This window comes from Angustibacter peucedani, from assembly GCF_054779595.1.
Genome location: NZ_BAAGXY010000039.1, coordinates 36,511 through 57,055 on the forward strand (window position 1 = coordinate 36,511; position 20,545 = coordinate 57,055).

A 20,545-nucleotide genomic window follows, 5' to 3' on the forward strand; every position below is an offset into this window, starting at 1 on the left:
CTCAGTTGCCCAGCGCGTCCAGCGGCGGCGAGCCCGGGTCCTGCTGGCTCGCGCGGATCGCCGCGACCTCCTCCGGCGACAGGTCGTCGCCCTCCGGCTCGTCGCCGGTGTCGACGTCCTCGCCGTCGAACAGCTCCACCGGTTCGCGTTCGTCCACCCTGCTCACCTCGCCCGCCGCGCACGGCGGCAGGGACTGCCGCCCCTGTGAGGCCATGGTGATCCGGCACCGCGGACCTGTCCACGGCTTTCGCCGAACTCGTCAGCGGACGACGAACGAGCGGGTGTCCTCGCGGTCGGGCCCCTGCCCGGACGCCGGGGACTCGAACGCGCGGAACGTGTAGCCGCCGGGCTCGAGCCGGCCGAGCGCCACCGACCACGAGCCGCGGCTCGGGCAGCCGCTGCTGGCGGTCGTGCTGCCGCTGTCGACGACCTGGCCGTCGCGCAGCAGCTGCCAGCCGACGTTGGCCTCGAACGTGCAGGCCGAGCCGCGGAGCGTGACCGGACCGCTCACCTGCTGGCCCTCGTCGGGTGCCTCGACCCACAGCGACCCGAGCACGTCGTAGGACGGCGACGCGCGGTGCACCACGTCGCCGACGGGCACCGAGCCGAACAGCCGGCCCGGCCGGCCGTCGACGAGCAGCCGCACGCCGAGGTCGGCGTCCTGCTGCACGGCGGTGACGGTCCAGACCAGCTGCTGGACGGCGAGCCGGGCCTGCTCGGCGGTGCGCCCGTGGGCCTCTCCCTCGTGCGCCGGGAGGTCGATCGTCACGACGCGGTCCGTCTGGTCGACCACGACCGCGGCGCGCGAGCCGAGCTGCCAGGGCGAGGCCAGGTCGGGGTCGAGCACCGCGGTCGGCTTCGTGGCCTCGCCGACGGCCAGCTGGAGCGGGCCCACCAGGTCGTAGATCGCGTTGTTCTGCCAGGCGCCGTCCCGCCAGACGTAGCCGCGGTCGGCCAGCTGCAACCGGTGGAACTCGCGGTAGAGCGCCAGCCGCTCGCCGTCCTGGCCCAAGTAGTACACGGGCAGCACGAAGGTCACGAGGTGCTGGCTGGTCGTGGGGGAGGGGGTCGAGCCGGACGCGCTGCCCGACGGGTTCGGCGTCGCCGCCGAGGTCACGCCGGTCGGGACGGCGGGGGCGGTCGGACCGGGGTCGCGGCCGAGCAGGCCGACGCCGACCGCGGTGCCGCCGGCCACCAGGGCGGCGCAGGCCGCGGCCAGCACCGGACGACGGCGCGCGTCGCGGTGGGTGCGCGCTCGCAGCTCGGCCAGCCGGTCCGACGGCTCCAGGGCCTCGGCGTCGTGGTCGAGCACGCGCACCAGCGCGGCCACCGTCGCCTCGTCCTCGGTCATCGCCCCTCCTCCTCGTCGGCCTGCGCCAGCGCGGCCCGCAACGCCGCGATCCCGCGGTGGGCGTGGCTCTTCACGGCGCCGCGGCTGATGTCGAGCGCCGCCGCGATCTCCGCCTCGGACAAGCCCGCGTGGTAGCGCAGCACCAGCACCTCGCGCTGCCGCGACGGCAGGGCGACGAGCGCGGCGTTGACGGTCGTCCGCTCGGCCTCCAGCAGCACGGCGTCCTCGGCGCTGGGTGCGGTGGCGGCGGCGCGCGGTGCGGGCTCGACGCGCGTCGGTCCGCCGGCCGCCGTCCAGCGCTGGCGCACCACGCGGCGGCGCAGCGCGCTGCGCGACCCGTTGACCACGGCGACCCGCAGGTACGCGAGCGCGCGGTCGTGGTCGGCGAGCCGGCGCCAGCGGCGGTGCACGTCGACGAAGGCGTCCTGCACGACCTCCTCGGCGAGCGCCTGCTCGCGCACCAGCAGGTACGACAGCCGCACCAACGAGCGCCAGTGGGCGGCATACAGCTGGGTGAGCGCCTCGTTGGCGGTCCAGCGCTCGGCGTCGACGTCGTCCGTGCGGCCGTCCGGGATCGTGGTCATGGCCACCTCCCGTCGCCGCGACGACAGCTCCGTCAGCCCCGTACCCATGGTGACGTGACGCGCGAGCGAGGGGAACGGTTGTCACGCACCCGCGTCGGACCCACGGGGTAGCCTCGCGCGGGTGAGCACCGAGAACACCCCCCGCGATCCCGAGTGCCTGTTCTGCCGCATCGTGTCCGGCGAGATCCCGGCCGACGTCGTAGCGCAGGACGAGCTCGCGGTGGCGTTCCGCGATCTCGAGCCGCAGGCCCCGCTGCACGTGCTGGTGGTGCCGCGCGCGCACCACCGCGACGTCGGTGCGCTGGCCCAGGCCGACCCGGACTCGCTCGTGGCCGTGGCCCGGCTGGCGGCGCAGGTCGCCGGCGACGAGAACGGCGGCCAGTTCCGGTTCGTCTTCAACAGCGGCGCCCAGGCCCACCAGAGCGTGTTCCACGTGCACGGCCACGTGCTCGGCGGCCGTGACATGACCTGGCCCCCGGGGTGAGCCCGCAGCCTGGTCCGGCGCCTCGTCCGCTGCCCGACGACCTCGCGGAGTCGTTGCGGCACAAGGTGTCTGCGGCGCAACGTGAGTGGCGCGCGCCGTCGGTCGTCGTCCGCGTCGTGCGGCGCGGCGAGGTGCAGCTCGACGCGTGGGCGGGCGCAGCCGACCTCGGCGACGACGGCACGGCCGACCCGCCGCTGCTCGAGCCCGGCCCCGACGTCCAGTACCGCATGGGGTCGGTCACCAAGACGTTCACCGCGGCCCTGGTGATGCAGGCACGCGACGACGGGCTGCTCGACCTCGACGACCGGCTCGACGCGCACCTCGACGTCCCGGCGCACGGCGGGCTGACGATCCGCCGCATGCTGAGCCACGTCTCGGGCCTGCAGCGCGAACCGGTCGGGGACGTGTGGGAGTCGCTGCACGGGCCTGACCTGCCGACGATGCTGCGCGACCTCGCGACCGCCGAGGCCGTGCTGGGCCCGAACGAGCGCTGGCACTACTCCAACCTGGCGTTCGCGCTGCTCGGGCAGGTCGTGGCCGAGCGCCGTGGCGGCACCTGGGCCGAGCTGGTGGCCGACCGGCTGCTCGCCCCGCTCGGCATGACCCGCACGACCACGGGCCCGACCGCACCGGTGGCCCGCGGGTACTTCGTCGACCCCTACGCCGACCGCCTGCTGCCCGAGCCGCTGTTCCCCGGCGACGCGTTCGCGCCGGCCGCCGAGCTCTGGACGACGACCGCCGACCTCGCGCGCTGGGCGTCGTTCTGGGCCGACCCCGACCCCGCGGTGCTCGCGCCGTCGACGGTCGCCGAGATGACGCACCTGCACGCCATGGCCGACCTGCAGCGCTGGACGCTCGGGTGGGGCCTCGGCCTGATGCTGCACCGCAGCGGCGAGCGGCTGCTGGTGGGCCACGACGGCGCCATGCCGGGCTTCCTGGCCAGCATGGTGGTCGAGCGCGACTCCGGCCTCGGCGTCGTGGCGCTCACCAGCACCAGCCGCGCGGCCGACCCGTTCGGCCTGGCCGTCGACCTTGCCACGACCGTGCTGGACGCCGTCCCCGACCTGCCCGAGCCGTGGCGGCCCGGCGCGGCGGTGCCGTCGGACGTCGAGGGGCTGCTCGGCACCTGGTGGACCGAGGGCGTCGAGTTCGCCGCCTCCTGGCGGGCGGGGGACGACCCCGACGTCGACGGCGACGAGGGCGGTCACCTCGAGCTGCGGGCCGCGGGGGCGCCGTCCTGGCGTCCGCCGGCCGTGCTGCGGCGCGACGGCACGGACCGGTGGCGCGTGGTGTCGGGTCGTGAGCAGGGCGAGCTGCTGCGCGTCGTCCGCGACGACGCCGGGGTCCCGACCCGGCTGTACTGGGCCACCTACCCGGTCACCCGCGCCCCGCTGCCCTTCGGGCGCTGAGGGGCAATTCGGGTGGGGCGCCGTCGGTGCTCGCGGCTAGGATGAGGACGTCCTGACACCGCAGCGAAGGGGCCCGCAGGCCACGAGGCCGCCCATGAGCGACACGAACAGCACCGGCGCCGACCGACCGGACGTCCGTCCCGACGACGCCGTGCCCGCCCCTGACTCACCCGAGGTCACCAACCCGGTGCCGCACACCATCGTCGTCGCCCCCGACGTCTCGATGGTGTCGCTGCTCGGCCCGGGTGACGAGCTGCTGCGCGCGATGGAGCGCGACTTCCCGCGCCTCGACATCCACGTGCGCGGCAACCAGATGACCGTCACCGGACCGCCCGCCGAGGTAGCGCTGCTCGAGCGGCTCGTCGACGAGCTGCTGCGCGTGCTCGCGGCCGGCCAGCCGCTCTCGCGCGACGCCGTCGACCGCTCGGTCGCCATGCTGCGCCAGCAGACCACCGAGCGCCCGGCCGACGTCCTGACGATGAACATCTTGTCCAACCGCGGCAAGAAGATCCGGCCCAAGACGCTCAACCAGAAGCGCTACGTCGACGCCATCGACGACAACACCGTCGTCTTCGGCATCGGTCCGGCCGGCACCGGCAAGACGTACCTCGCGATGGCCAAGGCCGTGCAGGCGTTGCAGGCCAAGAAGGTCAACCGGATCATCCTGACCCGGCCGGCGGTCGAGGCGGGCGAGCGGCTCGGCTTCCTGCCCGGCACCCTGACGGAGAAGATCGACCCCTACCTGCGGCCGCTGTACGACGCGCTGCACGACATGCTCGACCCCGACTCGATCCCGCGGCTGATGGCCGCCGGCACCATCGAGGTCGCACCGCTGGCTTTTATGCGTGGCCGCACGCTCAATGACGCGTTCGTCATCCTGGACGAGGCGCAGAACACCTCGGCCGAGCAGATGAAGATGTTCCTGACCCGTCTGGGCTTCGGCTCCAAGATCGTCGTCACCGGTGACGTCACGCAGGTCGACCTGCCGGCGGGGACGACGTCCGGGCTGCGCGTGGTGCAGGACATCCTGGACGGCCTCGACGACGTCCACTTCGCGATGCTCACCAGCCACGACGTCGTCCGGCACCGTCTCGTCGGCCAGATCGTCGACGCCTACGGCCGGTGGGACGCCGCGCGCTCGGGCGACGCCGCCGCCCTGGCCCCGGGCAACCGCGCCGCCCGGCGCGCGCGCCGGTGACCGCCGGCGGGCGGGCGCGATGAGCATCGAGGTCAACAACGAGACCGGGTTCGCCTGCGACGAGCACGAGCTGGTGCGCCTGTCGCGGCACGTGCTCGACGCCATGCGCGTGCACCCGCAGGCCGAGCTGTCCGTCGTCCTCGTCGACGAGGAGGCCATGGAGCGCCTGCACGTGCAGTGGATGGACCTGCCGGGACCCACCGACGTCATGAGCTTCCCCATGGACGAGCTGCGCCCCGGCTCGGACGACGAGGAGCCCGAGCCCGGGCTGCTCGGCGACGTCGTGCTGTGCCCGACCGTGGCCGCCGCGCAGGCCGCCGAGGCCGGGCACACGGCCGAGGAGGAGCTGCTGCTCCTCACGACGCACGGCATCTTGCACCTGCTCGGCTACGACCACGCCGAGCCGGACGAGGAGAAGGAGATGTTCGAGCTGCAGCGCCGGCTGCTGCTCACCTTCCTCGCCGGGCGCAGCTCGTCGTGAGCCTGCCCGAGGCCCGCCTGGCCCTGGTGGCCGTGCTGCTCGTCGTCCTGGCCGCGGTGCTCGCCGCCGCCGAGGCGTCGGTGTCGCGCGTGACCCGGCTGCGGGCCGAGCAGCTCGTCGAGGACGGACGGCGCGGCGCGGGCGCGCTGCTCACCGTGGCGACGTCCGCGCCGCCGTACCTGTCGGTGTCGACGTTCGTGCGCGTGGTCTGCGAGTCGTTCGCCGCGGTGCTCGTCACGATCACCTGCGTCGGGCTGCTCGACCGCTGGTGGGTGGCGCTGCTGGTGGCGGCGGGCGTCATGGTCGTGTCGTCGTTCGTGCTGGTGGGCGTCAGCCCGCGGACGCTCGGCCGCCAGCACGCCGAGGTGGTCGCGCTCGTCACCGCCCCGCTGCTGCTCTGGCTGGCGCGCCTGCTCGGGCCCCTGGCCCGGCTGCTCGTCGCGCTGGGCAACGCGGTCACGCCCGGCAAGGGCTTCCGCGACGGTCCGTTCTCGAACGAGGCCGAGCTGCGCGAGCTGCTCGACCTGGCGGGCGAGAACGCCGTGATCGAGGCGCAGGAGCAGGAGATGCTGCACTCGGTCTTCGAGCTCGGCGACACCGTCGTGCGCGAGGTGATGGTGCCGCGCACCGACATGGTGACCATCGACCACGACAAGAAGCTGCGGCAGGCGCTGTCGCTGTTCCTGCGCTCCGGCTTCTCCCGCATCCCGGTCGTCGACGACGGGCCGGACGACGTCCTGGGCGTCCTGTACCTCAAGGACGTCACGCGCCGCGTCTACAGCGACGCCACCGCCGAGCAGCAGGTCGCCGTGCGCGACGTGATGCGCCCGGTGCACTTCGTGCCCGAGAGCAAGCCGGTCGACGACCTCATGCGCGAGATGCAGCGCGAGCGCAACCACGTCGCCGTCGTGGTCGACGAGTACGGCGGCACCGCCGGGCTCGTGACGATCGAGGACGTGCTGGAGGAGATCGTCGGCGAGATCACCGACGAGTACGACCGCGAGGCGCCGTCGGTCGAGCGGCTGGACGACGGCACCGTGCGGGTGCTGTCGACGCTGCACGTCGACGAGCTGGGCGAGCTGTTCGACCTCGACCTCGACGACGAGGACGTCGACACCGTCGGCGGGCTGCTGTCGAAGGCGCTCGGCCGGGTGCCGATCCCCGGCGCGCAGGCCGTCGTCGAGGGCCTCGAGCTCACCGCGGAACGCCCGGCCGGACGACGGCACCGCATCGCCACGGTGATCGTGCGCGACGTCCGGGCCGAGCTCGAGGCGGCGGCCGACGAGCCCGACGGTGCGAGACTGGCGCCATGACCGGCCCGACCCACGGCACCCACCGCAGCGGCTTCGCGTCGATCGTCGGTCGGCCCAACGCCGGGAAGTCGACGCTGACCAACGCGCTCGTCGGCGAGAAGGTCGCCATCACGTCCAGCAAGCCGCAGACCACGCGGCACGCGATCCGCGGCGTGATCACGCGCCCGGACGCGCAGCTGGTGCTCGTCGACACCCCGGGGCTGCACCGCCCGCGGACGCTGCTCGGCCAGCGGCTGAACGACGTCGTGCGCGAGACGCTGACCGAGGTCGACGTCGTGGGGTTCTGCCTGCCGGCCGACCAGCGCGTCGGCCCGGGCGACCGGTTCATCGCGGCCGAGCTCGCGGCGATCCGGCGCGAGGGGCGGGGCACGCCGGTCGTCGCCATCGCCACCAAGACCGACACCGTCGACCGGCAGCGGCTGGCCGAGCACCTGGTGGCGGTCGACCGGCTGGGGCAGTGGGACGACATCGTGCCGGTGTCGGCCGTGCGCGGCGAGCAGGTCGACCTCGTGGCCGACCTCCTGGTGAAGCACCTGCCCGAGGGCCCGCCGATGTACCCCGAGGGGCACCTGACCGACGAGCCCGAGGCCGTCATGGTCGCCGAGCTGATCCGCGAGGCCGCGCTCGAGGGCGTGCGCGACGAGCTGCCGCACAGCCTGGCGGTCGTCGTCGACGAGATGCTGCCGCGCGAGGGGCGCCCCGACGACGACCCGCTGCTCGAGATCCGGGTCAACCTCTTCGTCGAGCGGTCCTCGCAGAAGGCGATCGTCATCGGCCGCGGCGGCGCCCGGCTCAAGGACGTCGGCACGCGGGCCCGGCAGGGGATCGAGCGGCTGCTCGGCCAGAAGGTCTACCTCGACCTGCACGTCAAGATCGCCAAGGACTGGCAGCGCGACCCCAAGCAGCTGCAGCGCCTCGGCTTCTGAGACGGCGCGACCGGCCGGCGCCCGGCTCGCCTACCCTGGAGCCATGCGCGTCGGAGTCTTCGGAGCCACTGGTCAGGTCGGCGGGGTCATGCGAGCCCTGCTGGCGGAGCGCTCGTTCCCGCTGGACGACGTCCGGTTCTTCGCGTCGGCCCGCTCGGCCGGCACGACGCTGCCCTGGGCGGACGGCGAGGTCACGGTCGAGGACTCGGCGACGGCCGACCTCGGCGGCCTCGACATCGCGCTGTTCAGCAACGGCAAGACCGCCTCGCTCGAGCTCGCGCCCCGCGTGGCCGCCGCCGGGGCGACGGTCGTCGACAACTCCAGCGCCTGGCGCATGCACCCGCAGGTGCCGCTCGTCGTCAGCGAGGTCAACCCGGCCGACCTCGACGACCTGCCGCTGGGCATCGTCGCCAACCCGAACTGCACCACGATGGCCGCGATGCCGGTGCTCAAGCCGCTCAGCGACGAGGCCGGCCTGATCCGGCTGTACGTCTCGTCGTACCAGGCGGTGTCGGGCAGCGGCGGCAAGGGCGTGGCCGAGCTCGACGAGCAGGTGCGCAAGGTCGCCGACCAGGCCTCTGCGCTGGCGTTCGACGGCCGCTCGGTCGAGATGCCCGAGCCGCACGCGTACGTGAAGCCGATCGCGTTCAACGTGCTGCCGATGGCCGGCTCGGTCGTCGACGACGGCAGCGGCGAGACCGACGAGGAGCAGAAGCTCCGCAACGAGAGCCGCAAGATCCTGCACCTGCCCGACCTCGCGGTGGCGGCCACCTGCGTGCGCGTGCCGGTCTTCACCGGGCACTCGCTGGCGATCCACGCCGCGTTCGAGCGGCCGCTGTCGCCCGAGCGGGCGCTGCAGCTGCTGGCCGGGGCCGAGGGCGTCGAGCTGGCCGACGTCCCGACGCCCCTGGACGCGGCCGGTCGCGACGTGAGCCTCGTCGGGCGCGTGCGCACCGACCCCGCGGTCGAGGGCGGCCGCGGCCTGACGCTGTTCGTGTCCGGCGACAACCTGCGCAAGGGCGCCGCCCTGAACGCCGTCCAGATCGCCGAGGCCCTGCTCACCCGCCGCACCTGACCCCGCCGTCCGGTCGCAGTTGATCACGTTGTGCAGGGCTAGCCCTGCTTTCCAAGGGCTGCAGCCCTTGGAGTGCGCCTCTAGCCCTGCACAACGTGATCAACTGGGCGCGGGGTCGCGGGGTCCCGGGGTCCCGGGATGTGGGACGACGGTCCGGGGCGTGGACGGCGTCGCGCGGCCGGGCGTACGGTGGTCGGCGTGCGGACGGCGCAGCTCCTCCTTCGTCGCCGCGGCGGGGCCTCGTAGCTGACCGGCTCCTCGTCGCGGGATGCTGGTGTGCCGGTCGCACCCCTCGAGCCGAAGGCCGCGCACCATGCCCTACGAGTCCACCCCCCAGCTCGCGTCCGTCATGCCGGTGCACAAGTACCGGCCGTACCACGAGACGTTCGAGGTCGACCTCCCCGACCGGCGCTGGCCCGAGCGCCACGTCGAGCGCGCGCCGCGGTGGTGCGCCGTCGACCTGCGGGACGGCAACCAGGCGCTGATCGACCCGATGAGCCCGGCCCGCAAGCTGGCGATGTTCCAGCTGCTGGTGCGCATGGGCTACAAGGAGATCGAGGTCGGCTTCCCCAGCGCGAGCCAGACCGACTTCGACTTCGTGCGCCAGCTCGTCGAGGGCGACCACGTGCCCGACGACGTGATGATCCAGGTGCTGACGCAGTGCCGCGAGCACCTGATCGAGCGCACCTTCGAGTCGTTGCGCGGCGCCAAGCAGGCGATCGTCCACTTCTACAACTCGACGTCCACGCTGCAGCGCAAGGTGGTCTTCGGCCTCGACCGGGACGGCATCACCGACATCGCGACGCAGGGTGCGCGGCTGGCGATGAAGTACGCCGAGATGATCACGCCCGACACCGACATCTACTACGAGTACTCGCCCGAGTCCTACACCGGCACGGAGCTCGAGTACGCGATCGAGGTGTGCAGCAAGGTGATCGAGGTCATCGACCCGACGCCGGAGCGGCCGCTGATCGTCAACCTGCCGGCCACGGTCGAGATGGCCACGCCGAACGTCTACGCCGACTCGATCGAGTGGATGCACCGGCACCTGCCCCGCCGCGACAGCGTCGTGCTGAGCCTGCACCCGCACAACGACCGCGGCACCGGCGTCGCGGCGGCCGAGCTCGGCTACCTCGCGGGCGCCGACCGGATCGAGGGCTGCCTGTTCGGCAACGGCGAGCGCACGGGCAACGTCTGCCTGGTGACGCTGGGGCTCAACCTGTTCAGCCAGGGGATCGACCCGCAGATCGACTTCGGCGACATCGACGACGTCCGCCGCACCGTCGAGTACTGCAACCAGCTGCCCGTGCCCGAGCGGCACCCGTACGGCGGCGACCTGGTCTACACCGCGTTCAGCGGCTCGCACCAGGACGCCATCAAGAAGGGCCTGGAGGCGATGGAGAAGGCCGCCGCCGACGAGGGCAAGGAGGTCGACGAGCTGGTCTGGGCCGTGCCCTACCTGCCGATCGACCCGCGCGACGTCGGCCGCACCTACGAGGCGGTCATCCGGGTCAACAGCCAGTCCGGCAAGGGCGGGGTCGCCTACCTGCTCAAGAGCGAGCGCAACCTCGACCTGCCCCGCCGGCTGCAGATCGAGTTCAGCGGCGTCGTGCAGCGCCAGACCGACAGCGAGGGCGGCGAGGTCTCGGCCGACGACCTGTGGCGCGCGTTCAGCGACGAGTACCTGCCCGACCCCGCCCACCCCTGGGGCCGGTTCGCGCTGCGCGGCACCCGGCTCTCGACGTCCGCGCAGGGTCTGGACCAGCTCTCGGTCGAGGTCGCGGACGACGGCGAGGTCGTCGCGCTCGAGGGCCAGGGCAACGGTCCGATCGCGGCGTTCACCGAGGCGCTCGCCGACCGCGGCGTCGACGTCCGGGTGCTCGACTACCACGAGCACGCCATGAGCGCGGGCGGCGACGCCACGGCCGCGGCGTACGTCGAGTGCGCCGTCGACGGCCGCGTCCTCTGGGGCGTGGGCATCGACCCCAACATCGTCACGGCCTCGCTCAAGGCCGTCGTGTCGGCGGTCAACCGCTCGGTGCGGGCGTCCGCCCAGGAGGACGCCGGCTAGGCCGGTCGAGGCGGACGCCGCAGGATGCGTCCGTCCTGGGGAGAAATCCCGGAAGATCTGTCGGGCCGACCCCGGCTCGGGCACACTGAGCCGGGGTCCCAGCAGGTCGGCAGAACGGGGTAGAGGTGACCGACGCAGTCGGTGGCGTGGTGGCAGCAGCCAGCGCCTTCGGTCCCCTGGACCTGCTCTCGGACTGGGCGCACGAGCACTACCTCGACGGCTTCTCGGCGCGCGCCGTCGTGGCGGCCCGTGAGGCCATGCCCGTCGCCGCCGGAGCCGGCGACCTGCGCACCCTGCGCTACCTGCACTACACGTGCGGCGTCGCGCTCATCGAGCAGCGCCGCTGGGACGACGCCATCGTGCAGGCGCACGAGCTGCTCGGGGTGATCGAGCCCGGGGACGACGCGTGGCGGGCCAAGGCGCTCTCGCTGCTCGGCGACGCCGGCCTGCGGCTGGGCCGGGCGTCGTCCGCCGTCGACGCGCTCGCCGAGGCGTACGCGCTGGTCGAGCACACCCCGCCGCAGCGGTACAACGACCTCAGCGCCGCCATGGCGGTGGCCGTGGTGCTCGGCCACGCGCAGCTGTTCCACCCGGCCGACGCGCTGTTCGCGCTGTGCCTGTCCTCGCCCGCCGTGCGCGGGGAGGGGCAGGCCACGCGCATCGCCCGGGTGCTGGTGCTGCAGGAGTCCTCGGTGCTGCACGCCACCTGGGGCACCGCGCTCGAGCTCGACGGCCGCGCCGCCGAGGCGCGCCAGCACTACCTGCGCGGCGGCGAGCTGGCGCTGCACATGATGGACCTCACGGCCGGCGACGACGACGAGATGCACGCGCGCGCCGAGCTGGTCGAGGCGTACGTGCAGCTGCGGCTCGGTCAGACCGAGCTCGCCCACGCCCGGTTGGTGCAGGCCATGGCGCGCTTCGAGCTGCGCCCCGAGCTGCCCGAGGTCCAGATCGGCCGGCTCGCGCTCGCCGTCTGCCTGCGCGAGGGCGGGCGGTACGCCGAGGCGCGCACCCAGCTCGAGCACGTGCTGGCCGGCGCCCGGCTCACCGACCGGGTGGTCTGGGAGCTCGCCGCGCTGTCGGCGATGGCGCTGGTCGAGGTGGCCGAGCACGGCGAGCACCCCTCGACGCCGTACTTCGAGCAGTCCCGCCAGGTCGCCTCGCACCGGCTCTGGGTCGAGCGCGAGAGCCGCTTCTTCGCCCTGCGCGACCGGATCAGCCTGCGGGCGCTCGCGGCCGAGGCCTCCCAGCTGGGGCGCGACGCGATGATCGACCCGCTCACCGGCCTGGGCAACCGGCGCATGCTCGACGCCGGCATCGCCGAGCAGCTCGGGGGAGCGGCGCTGTTCGTCGACGTCGACCTGTTCAAGGACGTCAACGACACGTTCTCGCACAGCGCCGGCGACGAGGTGCTGCGCCGCATCGCCGACATCCTGCGCGCGCACTGCCGCACCCACGACGTGGTGGTGCGCTTCGGCGGCGACGAGTTCGTCGTCCTGCTGCCCTCGACGTCGGGCGAGGAGGCCGCGGCGGTGGGCGAGCGGGTGCGCGCGGCGGTCGAGCGCGAGCCCTGGGACGACGTCCGGGAGGGGTTGCGGGTGAGCGTGTCGGTCGGCGTCGCGGCCTCGGACGCCTCGGCCGACCGCGTGCTGAAGGACGCCGATGCCGCGCTGTACGCGTCCAAGGAGTCGGGCCGCAACCGGGTCACGGTCTACTGACCGCCCGGCCGTCCCTGCGTGGCGGTGCCGCGACCGTCGGTGCCGCGTAGGACAATCGAGCGGTGAGCCTGTACCGCGACGAGGCCGTCGTCCTGCGCACCCACCAGCTGGGCGAGGCCGACCGCATCGTCACCCTGCTGACGCGCGAGCGCGGCAAGGTGCGCGCGGTCGCCAAGGGTGTGCGCCGCACCCGCAGCCGCTTCGGCGCCCGGCTCGAGCCGTTCATGATGACCGACGTCCAGCTCTACGAGGGGCGCTCGCTCGACACCGTCACCCAGGCCGAGACGATCCAGCCCTACGGCGAGCGCCTCGTCGCCGACTACCCGCGCTGGACCGCCGCCACCGCGATGGTCGAGACCGCCGACCGGCTCACCGAGGAGCGCGAGCCCGCCGTGCAGCAGTTCCTCCTGCTGGTGGGCGGCCTGCGCACGCTGGCCGAGGGCGTCCACGACTCGTCCCTGGTGCTCGACGCCTACCTGCTGCGCTCGTTGTCGGTGGCCGGCTGGGCGCCGAGCTTCGTCGACTGCTCGCGCTGCGGGGCCGCCGGGCCGCACCGCGCCTTCGCCGTGGCGTCGGGCGGCGTGGTCTGCTCGACCTGCCGCCCCGCGGGCTCGGTGGCGCCCGCCCCCGCCACGCTCGAGCTGCTGGCGGCGCTGCTCGCCGGCGACTGGGAGGTCGCCGACGCCAGCGACGTCAAGCACCGTCGCGAGGGCAGCGGGCTGGTCGCGGCCTACCTGCAGTGGCACCTCGAGCGCGGCGTGCGCGCGCTGCGCCTGGTCGAGCGGCTGTGAGGGCGCGTCGTCGGGCGGCCGCCACCGGCGCGGCCGCCGTCGCCCCGGTGCCGCCGCCGGCCCACCCCTCGGGAGCCCGGCCGCCCGTCGTCCCGGCCGACCTCGTGCCGAAGCACGTCGCGGTCGTCATGGACGGCAACGGCCGCTGGGCCAACGCGCGCGGGCTGTCGCGCACCGAGGGCCACGCGCGCGGCGAGGCGGTGCTGCTGGACGTCGTCGCCGGCGCCATCGAGATGGGCGTCACCCACCTGTCGGCGTACGCGTTCTCGACCGAGAACTGGCGGCGCTCGCCCGACGAGGTCCGCTGGCTGATGGGCTTCAACCGCGACGTGATCCGCCGGCGGCGCGACGAGATGCACGCGTGGGGGGTGCGCGTGCGCTGGGCCGGGCGCCGACCTCGCCTGTGGCGCAGCGTGATCCGCGAGCTCGAGGCGGCCGAGGAGCTCACCCGCGACAACTCGGTGCTGACCCTGACGATGTGCGTCAACTACGGCGGCCGGGCCGAGATCGCGGACGCCGCACGGGCCATCGCGCAGGACGTCGCGGCGGGCCGGTTGTCGGCCGACCGCGTGGACGAGCGCACCGTGGCGCGCTACCTCGACGAGCAGGACATGCCCGACGTCGACCTGTTCTGGCGCTCCTCGGGCGAGCAGCGCACCTCGAACTTCCTGCTGTGGCAGTCGGCCTACGCCGAGATGGTCTTCGACGACGTCCTGTGGCCGGACGTCGACCGCCGCGACCTGTGGCGCGCGATCGAGACCTACGCCCAGCGCGAGCGGCGCTACGGCGGCGCCGTCGACACCCCCGACGCCCCACCGGCCTGAGCCGCCGCCCTCGCCGACCCGCCGCGGTCAGTGGCGGTCGCAGGTGCCGAAGACCTCGAGGGTGTGCCGGACGTCGCGGAACCCGTGCTGCGCGGCGACCGTGCTGGCCCACCGCTCGACGGCCGGACCCTCGACCTCCACCGTGCGCCCGCACTCGCGGCAGACCAGGTGGTGGTGGTGCTGCTCGGACCGGCAGCGCCGGTAGACGACCTCGCCGTCGTCGGTGCGCAGCGCGTCGACGGCCTCGTCCTCGACCAGCCCCTGCAGCGCCCGGTACACGGTGGCCAGGCCGATGGTCGAGCCCTGCTCGCGCAGCCCGGCGTAGATCTGCTGCGCGCTGAGGAAGGTCGGGCCGTCGTCCAGGTAGGACGCCACCGCGTCGCGCTGCTTGGTCGAGCGCCGCACGGTGCCCGTCACCTCCCGGCCTCCTGCTCGGCCGCCGCGGGCTCGTGCGCGTGCTCGGAGTGCTCGTCGTAGTGACCGCCGTGCGGCGCGTGCCGGTGCCCGCCGTGCAGGTAGTCGACGTGGTCGTCGTGGACGACGGCCGGGTGACCGCAGTGCTCGCCGTGCTCGTGCGCGTGGTGGCCCTCGGCCACCTGGTGCCGCCGGCGCACGAACCGCTCGCGCGCGGACGTCGCCAGCGCGGTCAGCACGAACAGCGCCACCGCGAGGACGACGATCGTGCCGCCCGACGGGGTGCTGGTGTAGAAGCTCGTGCTGATGCCGGCCAGGCTCACCACGACGCCCACGACCACGGCGAGCGCCAGGCTGGCGCGGAAGCTGTGGCAGACCAGCTGCGCCACCGCGTTCGGCAGGATCATCAGGGCGCTGATCAGCAGCAGCCCCACGACCCGCATCGAGACCACGACGGTGACGGCGGTCAGCACCGCGAGCACCAGGTTGAGGCCCAGCACCGGCAGCCCGACCGCCCGGGCGTACTCGGGGTCGTTGGCCACCGCGAACAGCCGCGGCGCCAGGGCGGCCGTCACGAGCAGCACGGCGAGGGCGAGCACGGCGAAGGTGACGACGTCCGTGCCGCTCGTGGTGGTGATGGCGCCGAACAGGTAGGCGTTGAGGTTGGCCGGGGTGCCGTCCGGCGAGCGCGAGATGAGCACCACACCGGTGGCGATGCCGCCGTAGAACAGGACGGCGAGGGCGACGTCGCCGCTGGTCCGCCCGCGCGCCCGGATCAGCTCGATGGCCACGGCCGCGACGACGGCCGCGACGAGAGCGGTCCAGACCGGCGCCTGGCCGGTGACGACGCCGACGGCCACGCCGGCCAGCGCGACGTGCCCCATGCCGTCGCCGATCAGCGCCAGCCGTCGCTGCACCAGGAAGATGCCGACGACCGGGGCGGCCAGCCCGACGAGCAGTCCGGCGAGCAGGGCACGGCGCATGAAGTCGTACTGCAGCAGCTCGAGCACCGCCATCACGCACCTCCGAGCGGCTGGTCGAGCCAGCCGGGTCCGCGGCCGGGTCGCACCTCGTGCGGGTCGAGCGGGTCGTGCAGGTGGTGGTGGTCCGAGCCGACGCCCTCGCCGTGCCGGTGCCCGTCGAACGCGTGGGGGAGCGGTCCGTCGTAGGTGATGCGACCGTCGTCCACGACGATCGCGCGGGTCAGGACGTCGGCGAGCGGGCCGACCTCGTGCGTGACCACGACCATCGGCACCCCTCGGGCGGCGAGCGAGCGGATCGTGCCGGCGAGCGCGTGCTGGCTGGCCTGGTCGACGCCGGCGGTCGGCTCGTCCATGACGAGCACCTCGGGCTCGGCGGCCAGCGCGCGGGCGATGAGCACCCGGCGCTGCTGGCCGCCCGAGAGCTCGCCGACGTCCGTGCCCGCGAGGTCGCCGAGGTGGACGGCGTCGATGGCCTCCTGCACCACCTGCCGGTCGTGCGCGCGCTGGCGGCCGAGCAGTCCGAGGCGCGGCAGCCGGCCCGAGGCCACGACCTCGCGCACGGTCGAGGGGATGGCCCCGCCGACGGTGTGCCGCTGCGGCACGTACCCGATGCGGGCGCGGTCGCGCCGGGTGCGCTGGCTGCGGCCGAGCACCTCGATCTCGCCGTGCAGCACGGTGGCCAGCCCGAGCAGCCCGCGCACCAGGGTGGTCTTGCCCGACCCGTTGGCGCCCAGCACCGCCACGACCTCGCCGTCGCGGACGACGAGGTCGACGTCGCGCACCACGACGCGCTCGCCGTACCCGACCGAGACGCCGCGCAGCTCGACGACGACGCGCGCGGTCACCGGCAGCCCTGGCCGGCGCGCAGCGTGGCGAGGTTCGAGCGCATGACCTCACCGTAGGTGCTGCCGGCGGAGGCGTCGCTCAGCCCCTCGAGCGGGTCGAGCACCGCGGTGCGCGCCCCGGTCTCGGCGGCCACGGTGCGCGCGACCGCCGGGCTGACGAGCGTCTCGTAGTAGATGGTGCGGGTGCCGTGCTCGCGCACGAACGTCGCGACGTCGGCGAGCTGGCGCGGGCCGGGCTCGGCCTCCGGCGTCAGGCCGGTGATGCCGACCTGGTGCAGGCCGTACCGCCGCGCCAGGTAGCCGAAGGCGTTGTGGCTGGTCACGAGGTCGAGGTCGGCGCAGTGCGCCAGGCCCTCGCGGTAGCTGGTGTCGAGGTCGGACAGCTCGGCCTGCAGGCCGGCCAGGTTGCGCGCGAACGCCGGCGCGGAGGCCGGGCGCAGCTGCGCGAGCCGCTGCTCGAAGGCCGCCGCCACCGCCGAGAGCCGGGTGGGGTCGAGCCAGAAGTGCGGGTCGACGGCGCCGGCCTCGTCGGCGTGCTGCTCGCCCTCCTCGATCGGGGTGAAGGTCAGGTCGAGGTGCGCGGCGGGGGCGGCGTCCAGCACGTCCTTCGGGCCGGCGCTCGTGACCGCCTCGTCGACGGCGGGCTGGAAGCCGTGGACGTAGAGCACCAGGTCGGCGTCCTGCAGGCCGGCGACGTCGCGCGGCGTGAGCTCGAGGTCGTGCGGCTCGGCCCCCGGCTTGGTCAGCGACGTGACGTCGACCTGGTCGCCGCCGACGCGCTCGGCCACGTGCTGCAGGGGGTAGAAGCTCGTCGTCACGTGGATCTTGCCGTCGTCCGGCGTCCCGAGACCCGTGCTGCAGCCGGCCACGGCCGCCACCGCGGCGACGACGCACAGCGCGGCGAGCAGGCGGGGCGACATGACAATCATTCTCACGACAGGTGAGAACCGTTGTCAACTCCTCGGGCGCGCCCGCAGCGGCAGGCGCACGCGCACCACGGTCTCGCCGGGCTGCGAGGTGATCTCGATCGTGCCGCCGTGCCGCTCCACGACCGCGCGGCGGGCGATGTCGAGGCCCAGCCCGGTGCCGCGGCCGACGTCCTTGGTCGTGAAGAACGCCTCGAACGCCCGGGCCGCGACCTCGGGCGGCATGCCGGCGCCGGTGTCGGCGACCTCGACGACGACGTGGTCGCCGTCGGCGCGGGTCGTCAGCCGCAGCGTGCCCGAGCCGTCCATGGCGTCGACCGCGTTGTCGACGAGGTTGGTCCAGACCTGGTTGAGCTCGCCGGCGAACGCCTCGACCTCCGGGACGTCGGCGCCGTAGTCGCGCTCGACGGTGATCCCGCGCAGCTGGTGGCCCAGCATCACCAGGGTGCTCTCGATGCCCTCGGTGACGTCGATCCGTTGCACCGCACCGCGATCCATCTGCGAGTACGACCGGACGGCGTCGACGAGCTCGGACACGCGCCGGGTCGACTCCTTGACCTGGCCGAGCAGCTCGACTGCCGCGTACGTGCTGGCCACCCACCGGAGCCCGGCCTCGAGGGCGCCCTCCGGCAGCACCAGCGCCGCTCGCTCGCACCAGGCGACGTCGGCGCCGGCCTGCACGAGCACGGGCGCCAGCTGCCAGGGCTCGCGCACGGCGCGCCGCTCGAGCCAGGCCTGCAGCGCCTCCTCCTGGTCGATCCGGGCGAGCGGGTCGCGCGCGTCGTCCTGCCCGGTGCGCGGCACGACGTCGCGGCGCAGCGCGTCCAGCGCGGTGAACTGGTCGGCCGTGATGTCGCCCTGCGCCAGGTGGCCGAGCGACTCCAGCAACGTGCGGCAGGTGGCCTCGAGCGACGCGACGGCCCGGGTCGCGGCGGCGGCCGGGTTGTTCAGCTCGTGCGCGAGTCCCGCAGCCAGGGTGCCCAGCGTGACGAGCGCGTCGCGCTGGCGGGCGGTCTGCTCGATGGCGCGGGCGGTGCCGTACAGGCCCTCGACCAGGTGCGCCCCGAACGGGAACCACGCGGTCGACAGCTCGCGCAGGGCGGGGGAGGGCACGCGCAGCACCCGTCCCTCGTGCACGCCGCGGCCGGTGGCGAGGTAGACGCCGTGCTCGTCCCAGGCGCGGAAGCCGCCGGCCCAGCGCCCCGGGGTGTCCATGCGGCCCACGACCGCGCTCTCGGAGCCGGACCGCCGGGTCAGCTCGAGGGCGCCGTCCACGAGCACCCACCAGTCGTCCGCGTGCTCGCCCTCGTGGAAGAGGACGACGCCCGGCTCGACCCGCACCTCGGAGCCGCGCTCGAGCAGCTGGCCCAGCTGGTCGTCGTCCAGGCCGTCGAACAGCGCGATCCCGCGCAGGTCGGCGGCGCGCATCAGGTCGCCGCCAGGTAGCGGTGGACGAGGTAGACCGACATCGCGCCCTCGCCGACCGCGGAGGCCACGCGCTTCATCGAGTCCAGGCGCACGTCGCCGGCGGCGAACACGCCGGGCTCGCTGGTCTCGAGCGCGAACGGCGCCCGCGGCTGCGTCCACGTCCCGGCGTGGGCGGGCGCGAGCAGGTCCTGGCCCGTGACGACGAAGCCGCGCTCGTCGCGGACGACGCCCTCGCCCAGCCAGTCGGTGCGCGGCGAGGCCCCGATGAACACGAACAGCCAGCTCGCCGGCACGTCCTGGCGCTCGCCGGTGGCGCGGTCGGCCAGCGTCAGCTGCTCGAGGTGGCCGTCGCCGCGGCAGCCCACGACCTCGCAGCCCAGCCGCACCTCGACGTTCGGCGCGGCGCCGATCCGGTCGACCAGGTAGCTCGACATCGTCGCCTCGAGCGAGGGCCCGCGCACGACCAGCACCACGCGTGCGGCGAAGCGGGCGAGGTTCAGCGCGGCCTGGCCGGCCGAGTTCGCCGCCCCGACGACGTACACCTCGTCGCCCTGGCACTGCGGGGCGTCGCTGGCCGAGGCGCCGTAGTAGACGCCGCGGCCGGTCAGCTCCAGCAGGCCCTCGGCCTCCAGCCGCCGGTACGAGACGCCGGTGGCGACGACCACGGCGCGGGCCTCGACCTCGCCGGACCCCGAGCCCGAGCCGTCGCCGTCCAGCACCACCGCGTGCACCGGACCCCGTCGCTCCAACCGGACGACGTCGCGCGCCAGCACCATCTCGGCGCCGAACCGCGACGCCTGCGCCACCGCGCGCTGGGTCAGGTCCGAGCCGGTGAGCCCCTTGGGGAAGCCCAGGTAGTTCTCGATGGCGGCGCTCTGCGAGGCCTGGCCACCCGGCGCCTCGCGCTCCACCACGACCGTGCTCAGCCCCTCGGACGCCGCGTACACGGCGGCGGCGAGCCCGGCTGGCCCGGCACCGACGATGCACAGGTCGTACAGCGGCTGCTGCGCGCTCGTCCGCAGCCCGAGCGCACCGGCCAGGACGACGGACGTCGGCGAGCGCAAGGTCTCGCCGTCAGGCACCAGCACCAGCGGCAGCGCGTCGGCGTCCGCCGCAGCGAGGTCGCGCAGCCGCTGGCCCTCGGCGTCCAGCTCGACGTCGTACCAGCGGTACGGCACGTGGTTGCGGGCGAGGAACGTCTTGACCTCGTGGCTGCGCTCGGACCAGCGGTGGCCCACCACGCGGACGTCGGACGTGTGGTCGGGGTGGTTGCGGCGCCAGTCCTCGAGCAGGTCGTCGACCACCGGGTAGAGCCGCTCCTCGGGCGGGTCCCACGGCTTGAGCAGGTAGTGGTCCAGGCCGATCTCGTTGATCGCCTGGATCGCGACCCCGGTGTCGGCGTAGGCGGTGAGCAGCAGCAGCTTGGCGTCGGGTGCGTGCGTGCGGGATCTGGCGAGCAGCTCGACGCCGGTCATCTCGGGCATGCGCTGGTCGGCCGCGACGAGCGCGACGGGCTCGTCGCGCAGGGCGAGGGCGGCCAGGACGTCGAGCGCCTGGGCGGCCGAGGTCGCCTGCGCCACCCGGTAGTCGGCGCCGTAGCGCGAGCGCAGGTCGCGGGCCACCGCGGCCGAGACCTCGGGGTCGTCGTCGACCGTGAGGATCGTGGCTCTGCTCACCGCTCGGACGCTAGCGGCCCGCGGTGCCGCTCCACCGCGGTTCCGGGA

Annotated in this window: 20 protein-coding genes; 11 read left to right on the forward strand and 9 right to left on the reverse strand. The window is 74.2% G+C overall.

Going from position 1 to position 20,545, the window contains the following annotated elements:
* Position 1: 1 nt before the first annotated feature.
* The 3 genes from ACYVJ4_RS08755 to ACYVJ4_RS08765 form a co-directional block, all read right to left on the reverse strand.
* The gene (locus ACYVJ4_RS08755) at positions 2-157 is read right to left on the reverse strand and encodes a hypothetical protein (RefSeq protein ID WP_460459739.1); all 156 of its coding nucleotides are present in this window, start codon (positions 155-157) and stop codon (positions 2-4) included.
* Positions 158-259: 102 nt separating this feature from the next.
* A complete protein-coding gene (locus tag ACYVJ4_RS08760) occupies positions 260-1,351 on the reverse strand; it encodes a Gmad2 immunoglobulin-like domain-containing protein (RefSeq protein ID WP_460459740.1) in 1,092 nt (363 codons plus the stop codon).
* Positions 1,348-1,935 carry a SigE family RNA polymerase sigma factor gene (locus tag ACYVJ4_RS08765; RefSeq protein ID WP_460459741.1) on the reverse strand — a complete coding sequence of 196 codons (588 nt, stop codon included), beginning with the start codon at positions 1,933-1,935 and terminating at the stop codon, positions 1,348-1,350. Before ACYVJ4_RS08765 ends, ACYVJ4_RS08760 begins: the two co-directional genes overlap by 4 nt.
* A gap of 121 nt (positions 1,936-2,056) precedes the next feature.
* On the opposite strand from ACYVJ4_RS08765, the gene ACYVJ4_RS08770 reads away from it, so the two are divergent.
* The 11 genes from ACYVJ4_RS08770 to ACYVJ4_RS08820 all read left to right on the forward strand — a co-directional run bounded on the left by ACYVJ4_RS08770 (position 2,057) and on the right by ACYVJ4_RS08820 (position 14,225).
* Positions 2,057-2,419, forward strand: a complete 363-nt coding sequence (locus tag ACYVJ4_RS08770) for an HIT domain-containing protein (protein WP_460459742.1) — start codon at positions 2,057-2,059, stop codon at positions 2,417-2,419.
* Positions 2,416-3,828 (forward strand): serine hydrolase domain-containing protein, encoded by a 1,413-nt coding sequence (locus ACYVJ4_RS08775; protein ID WP_460459743.1) that lies wholly within the window; start codon positions 2,416-2,418, stop codon positions 3,826-3,828. Before ACYVJ4_RS08770 ends, ACYVJ4_RS08775 begins: the two co-directional genes overlap by 4 nt.
* 94 nt (positions 3,829-3,922) lie before the next feature.
* Positions 3,923-5,026, forward strand: coding sequence for a PhoH family protein (locus ACYVJ4_RS08780; RefSeq protein ID WP_460459744.1), 1,104 nt, complete (start codon positions 3,923-3,925; stop codon positions 5,024-5,026).
* A 19-nt stretch (positions 5,027-5,045) separates the two neighbouring features.
* Positions 5,046-5,507 carry an rRNA maturation RNase YbeY gene (gene ybeY, locus ACYVJ4_RS08785; RefSeq protein WP_460459745.1) on the forward strand — a complete coding sequence of 154 codons (462 nt, stop codon included), beginning with the start codon at positions 5,046-5,048 and terminating at the stop codon, positions 5,505-5,507.
* The gene (locus ACYVJ4_RS08790) at positions 5,504-6,820 is read left to right on the forward strand and encodes a hemolysin family protein (protein WP_460459746.1); all 1,317 of its coding nucleotides are present in this window, start codon (positions 5,504-5,506) and stop codon (positions 6,818-6,820) included. The genes ybeY and ACYVJ4_RS08790 overlap by 4 nt, the downstream gene beginning before the upstream one ends.
* Positions 6,817-7,746, forward strand: coding sequence for a GTPase Era (gene era, locus ACYVJ4_RS08795; RefSeq protein ID WP_460459747.1), 930 nt, complete (start codon positions 6,817-6,819; stop codon positions 7,744-7,746). The genes ACYVJ4_RS08790 and era overlap by 4 nt, the downstream gene beginning before the upstream one ends.
* A gap of 43 nt (positions 7,747-7,789) precedes the next feature.
* A complete protein-coding gene (locus ACYVJ4_RS08800) occupies positions 7,790-8,821 on the forward strand; it encodes an aspartate-semialdehyde dehydrogenase (RefSeq protein WP_460459748.1) in 1,032 nt (343 codons plus the stop codon).
* 313 nt (positions 8,822-9,134) lie between these two features.
* The gene (leuA, locus tag ACYVJ4_RS08805; RefSeq protein ID WP_460459749.1) at positions 9,135-10,892 is read left to right on the forward strand and encodes a 2-isopropylmalate synthase; all 1,758 of its coding nucleotides are present in this window, start codon (positions 9,135-9,137) and stop codon (positions 10,890-10,892) included.
* A 125-nt stretch (positions 10,893-11,017) separates the two neighbouring features.
* Positions 11,018-12,610 (forward strand): GGDEF domain-containing protein, encoded by a 1,593-nt coding sequence (locus ACYVJ4_RS08810; protein WP_460459750.1) that lies wholly within the window; start codon positions 11,018-11,020, stop codon positions 12,608-12,610.
* Between the two features lie 62 nt (positions 12,611-12,672).
* Positions 12,673-13,401, forward strand: coding sequence for a DNA repair protein RecO (recO, locus tag ACYVJ4_RS08815; RefSeq protein WP_460459751.1), 729 nt, complete (start codon positions 12,673-12,675; stop codon positions 13,399-13,401).
* Positions 13,398-14,225 (forward strand): isoprenyl transferase, encoded by an 828-nt coding sequence (locus tag ACYVJ4_RS08820; RefSeq protein ID WP_460459752.1) that lies wholly within the window; start codon positions 13,398-13,400, stop codon positions 14,223-14,225. Before recO ends, ACYVJ4_RS08820 begins: the two co-directional genes overlap by 4 nt.
* 27 nt (positions 14,226-14,252) lie before the next feature.
* On the opposite strand, the gene ACYVJ4_RS08825 is transcribed toward ACYVJ4_RS08820, so the two are convergent.
* The 6 genes from ACYVJ4_RS08825 to ACYVJ4_RS08850 are packed head-to-tail and all read right to left on the reverse strand — an operon-like array spanning position 14,253 to position 20,497.
* Positions 14,253-14,642 carry a Fur family transcriptional regulator gene (locus ACYVJ4_RS08825; protein ID WP_460459753.1) on the reverse strand — a complete coding sequence of 130 codons (390 nt, stop codon included), beginning with the start codon at positions 14,640-14,642 and terminating at the stop codon, positions 14,253-14,255.
* Positions 14,639-15,655 (reverse strand): metal ABC transporter permease, encoded by a 1,017-nt coding sequence (locus ACYVJ4_RS08830; RefSeq protein ID WP_460459754.1) that lies wholly within the window; start codon positions 15,653-15,655, stop codon positions 14,639-14,641. Before ACYVJ4_RS08830 ends, ACYVJ4_RS08825 begins: the two co-directional genes overlap by 4 nt.
* On the reverse strand, positions 15,655-16,467 hold the full coding sequence (locus tag ACYVJ4_RS08835) for a metal ABC transporter ATP-binding protein (protein WP_460459755.1): 813 nt from the start codon (positions 16,465-16,467) through the stop codon (positions 15,655-15,657). The genes ACYVJ4_RS08830 and ACYVJ4_RS08835 overlap by 1 nt, the downstream gene beginning before the upstream one ends.
* Positions 16,464-17,387 (reverse strand): metal ABC transporter substrate-binding protein, encoded by a 924-nt coding sequence (locus tag ACYVJ4_RS08840; RefSeq protein ID WP_460459756.1) that lies wholly within the window; start codon positions 17,385-17,387, stop codon positions 16,464-16,466. Before ACYVJ4_RS08840 ends, ACYVJ4_RS08835 begins: the two co-directional genes overlap by 4 nt.
* A gap of 33 nt (positions 17,388-17,420) precedes the next feature.
* Positions 17,421-18,821, reverse strand: a complete 1,401-nt coding sequence (locus tag ACYVJ4_RS08845; RefSeq protein WP_460459757.1) for an ATP-binding protein — start codon at positions 18,819-18,821, stop codon at positions 17,421-17,423.
* A complete protein-coding gene (locus ACYVJ4_RS08850) occupies positions 18,821-20,497 on the reverse strand; it encodes an NAD(P)/FAD-dependent oxidoreductase (RefSeq protein ID WP_460459758.1) in 1,677 nt (558 codons plus the stop codon). Before ACYVJ4_RS08850 ends, ACYVJ4_RS08845 begins: the two co-directional genes overlap by 1 nt.
* Between the last annotated feature and the right edge of the window lie 48 nt (positions 20,498-20,545).

Excerpts from the sequence above, each read along its gene's own strand:
- leuA (WP_460459749.1), top strand. The coding sequence starts at position 9,135 with ATGCCCTACGAGTCCACCCCCCAGCTCGCGTCCGTCATGCCGGTGCAC.
- era (WP_460459747.1), top strand. The coding sequence starts at position 6,817 with ATGACCGGCCCGACCCACGGCACCCACCGCAGCGGCTTCGCGTCGATC.
- ACYVJ4_RS08760 (WP_460459740.1), bottom strand. The coding sequence starts at position 1,351 with ATGACCGAGGACGAGGCGACGGTGGCCGCGCTGGTGCGCGTGCTCGAC.
- ACYVJ4_RS08830 (WP_460459754.1), bottom strand. The coding sequence starts at position 15,655 with ATGGCGGTGCTCGAGCTGCTGCAGTACGACTTCATGCGCCGTGCCCTG.
- ybeY (WP_460459745.1), top strand. The coding sequence starts at position 5,046 with ATGAGCATCGAGGTCAACAACGAGACCGGGTTCGCCTGCGACGAGCAC.
- ACYVJ4_RS08780 (WP_460459744.1), top strand. The coding sequence starts at position 3,923 with ATGAGCGACACGAACAGCACCGGCGCCGACCGACCGGACGTCCGTCCC.
- ACYVJ4_RS08765 (WP_460459741.1), bottom strand. The coding sequence starts at position 1,935 with ATGACCACGATCCCGGACGGCCGCACGGACGACGTCGACGCCGAGCGC.
- ACYVJ4_RS08845 (WP_460459757.1), bottom strand. The coding sequence starts at position 18,821 with ATGCGCGCCGCCGACCTGCGCGGGATCGCGCTGTTCGACGGCCTGGAC.
- ACYVJ4_RS08800 (WP_460459748.1), top strand. The coding sequence starts at position 7,790 with ATGCGCGTCGGAGTCTTCGGAGCCACTGGTCAGGTCGGCGGGGTCATG.
- ACYVJ4_RS08840 (WP_460459756.1), bottom strand. The coding sequence starts at position 17,387 with ATGTCGCCCCGCCTGCTCGCCGCGCTGTGCGTCGTCGCCGCGGTGGCG.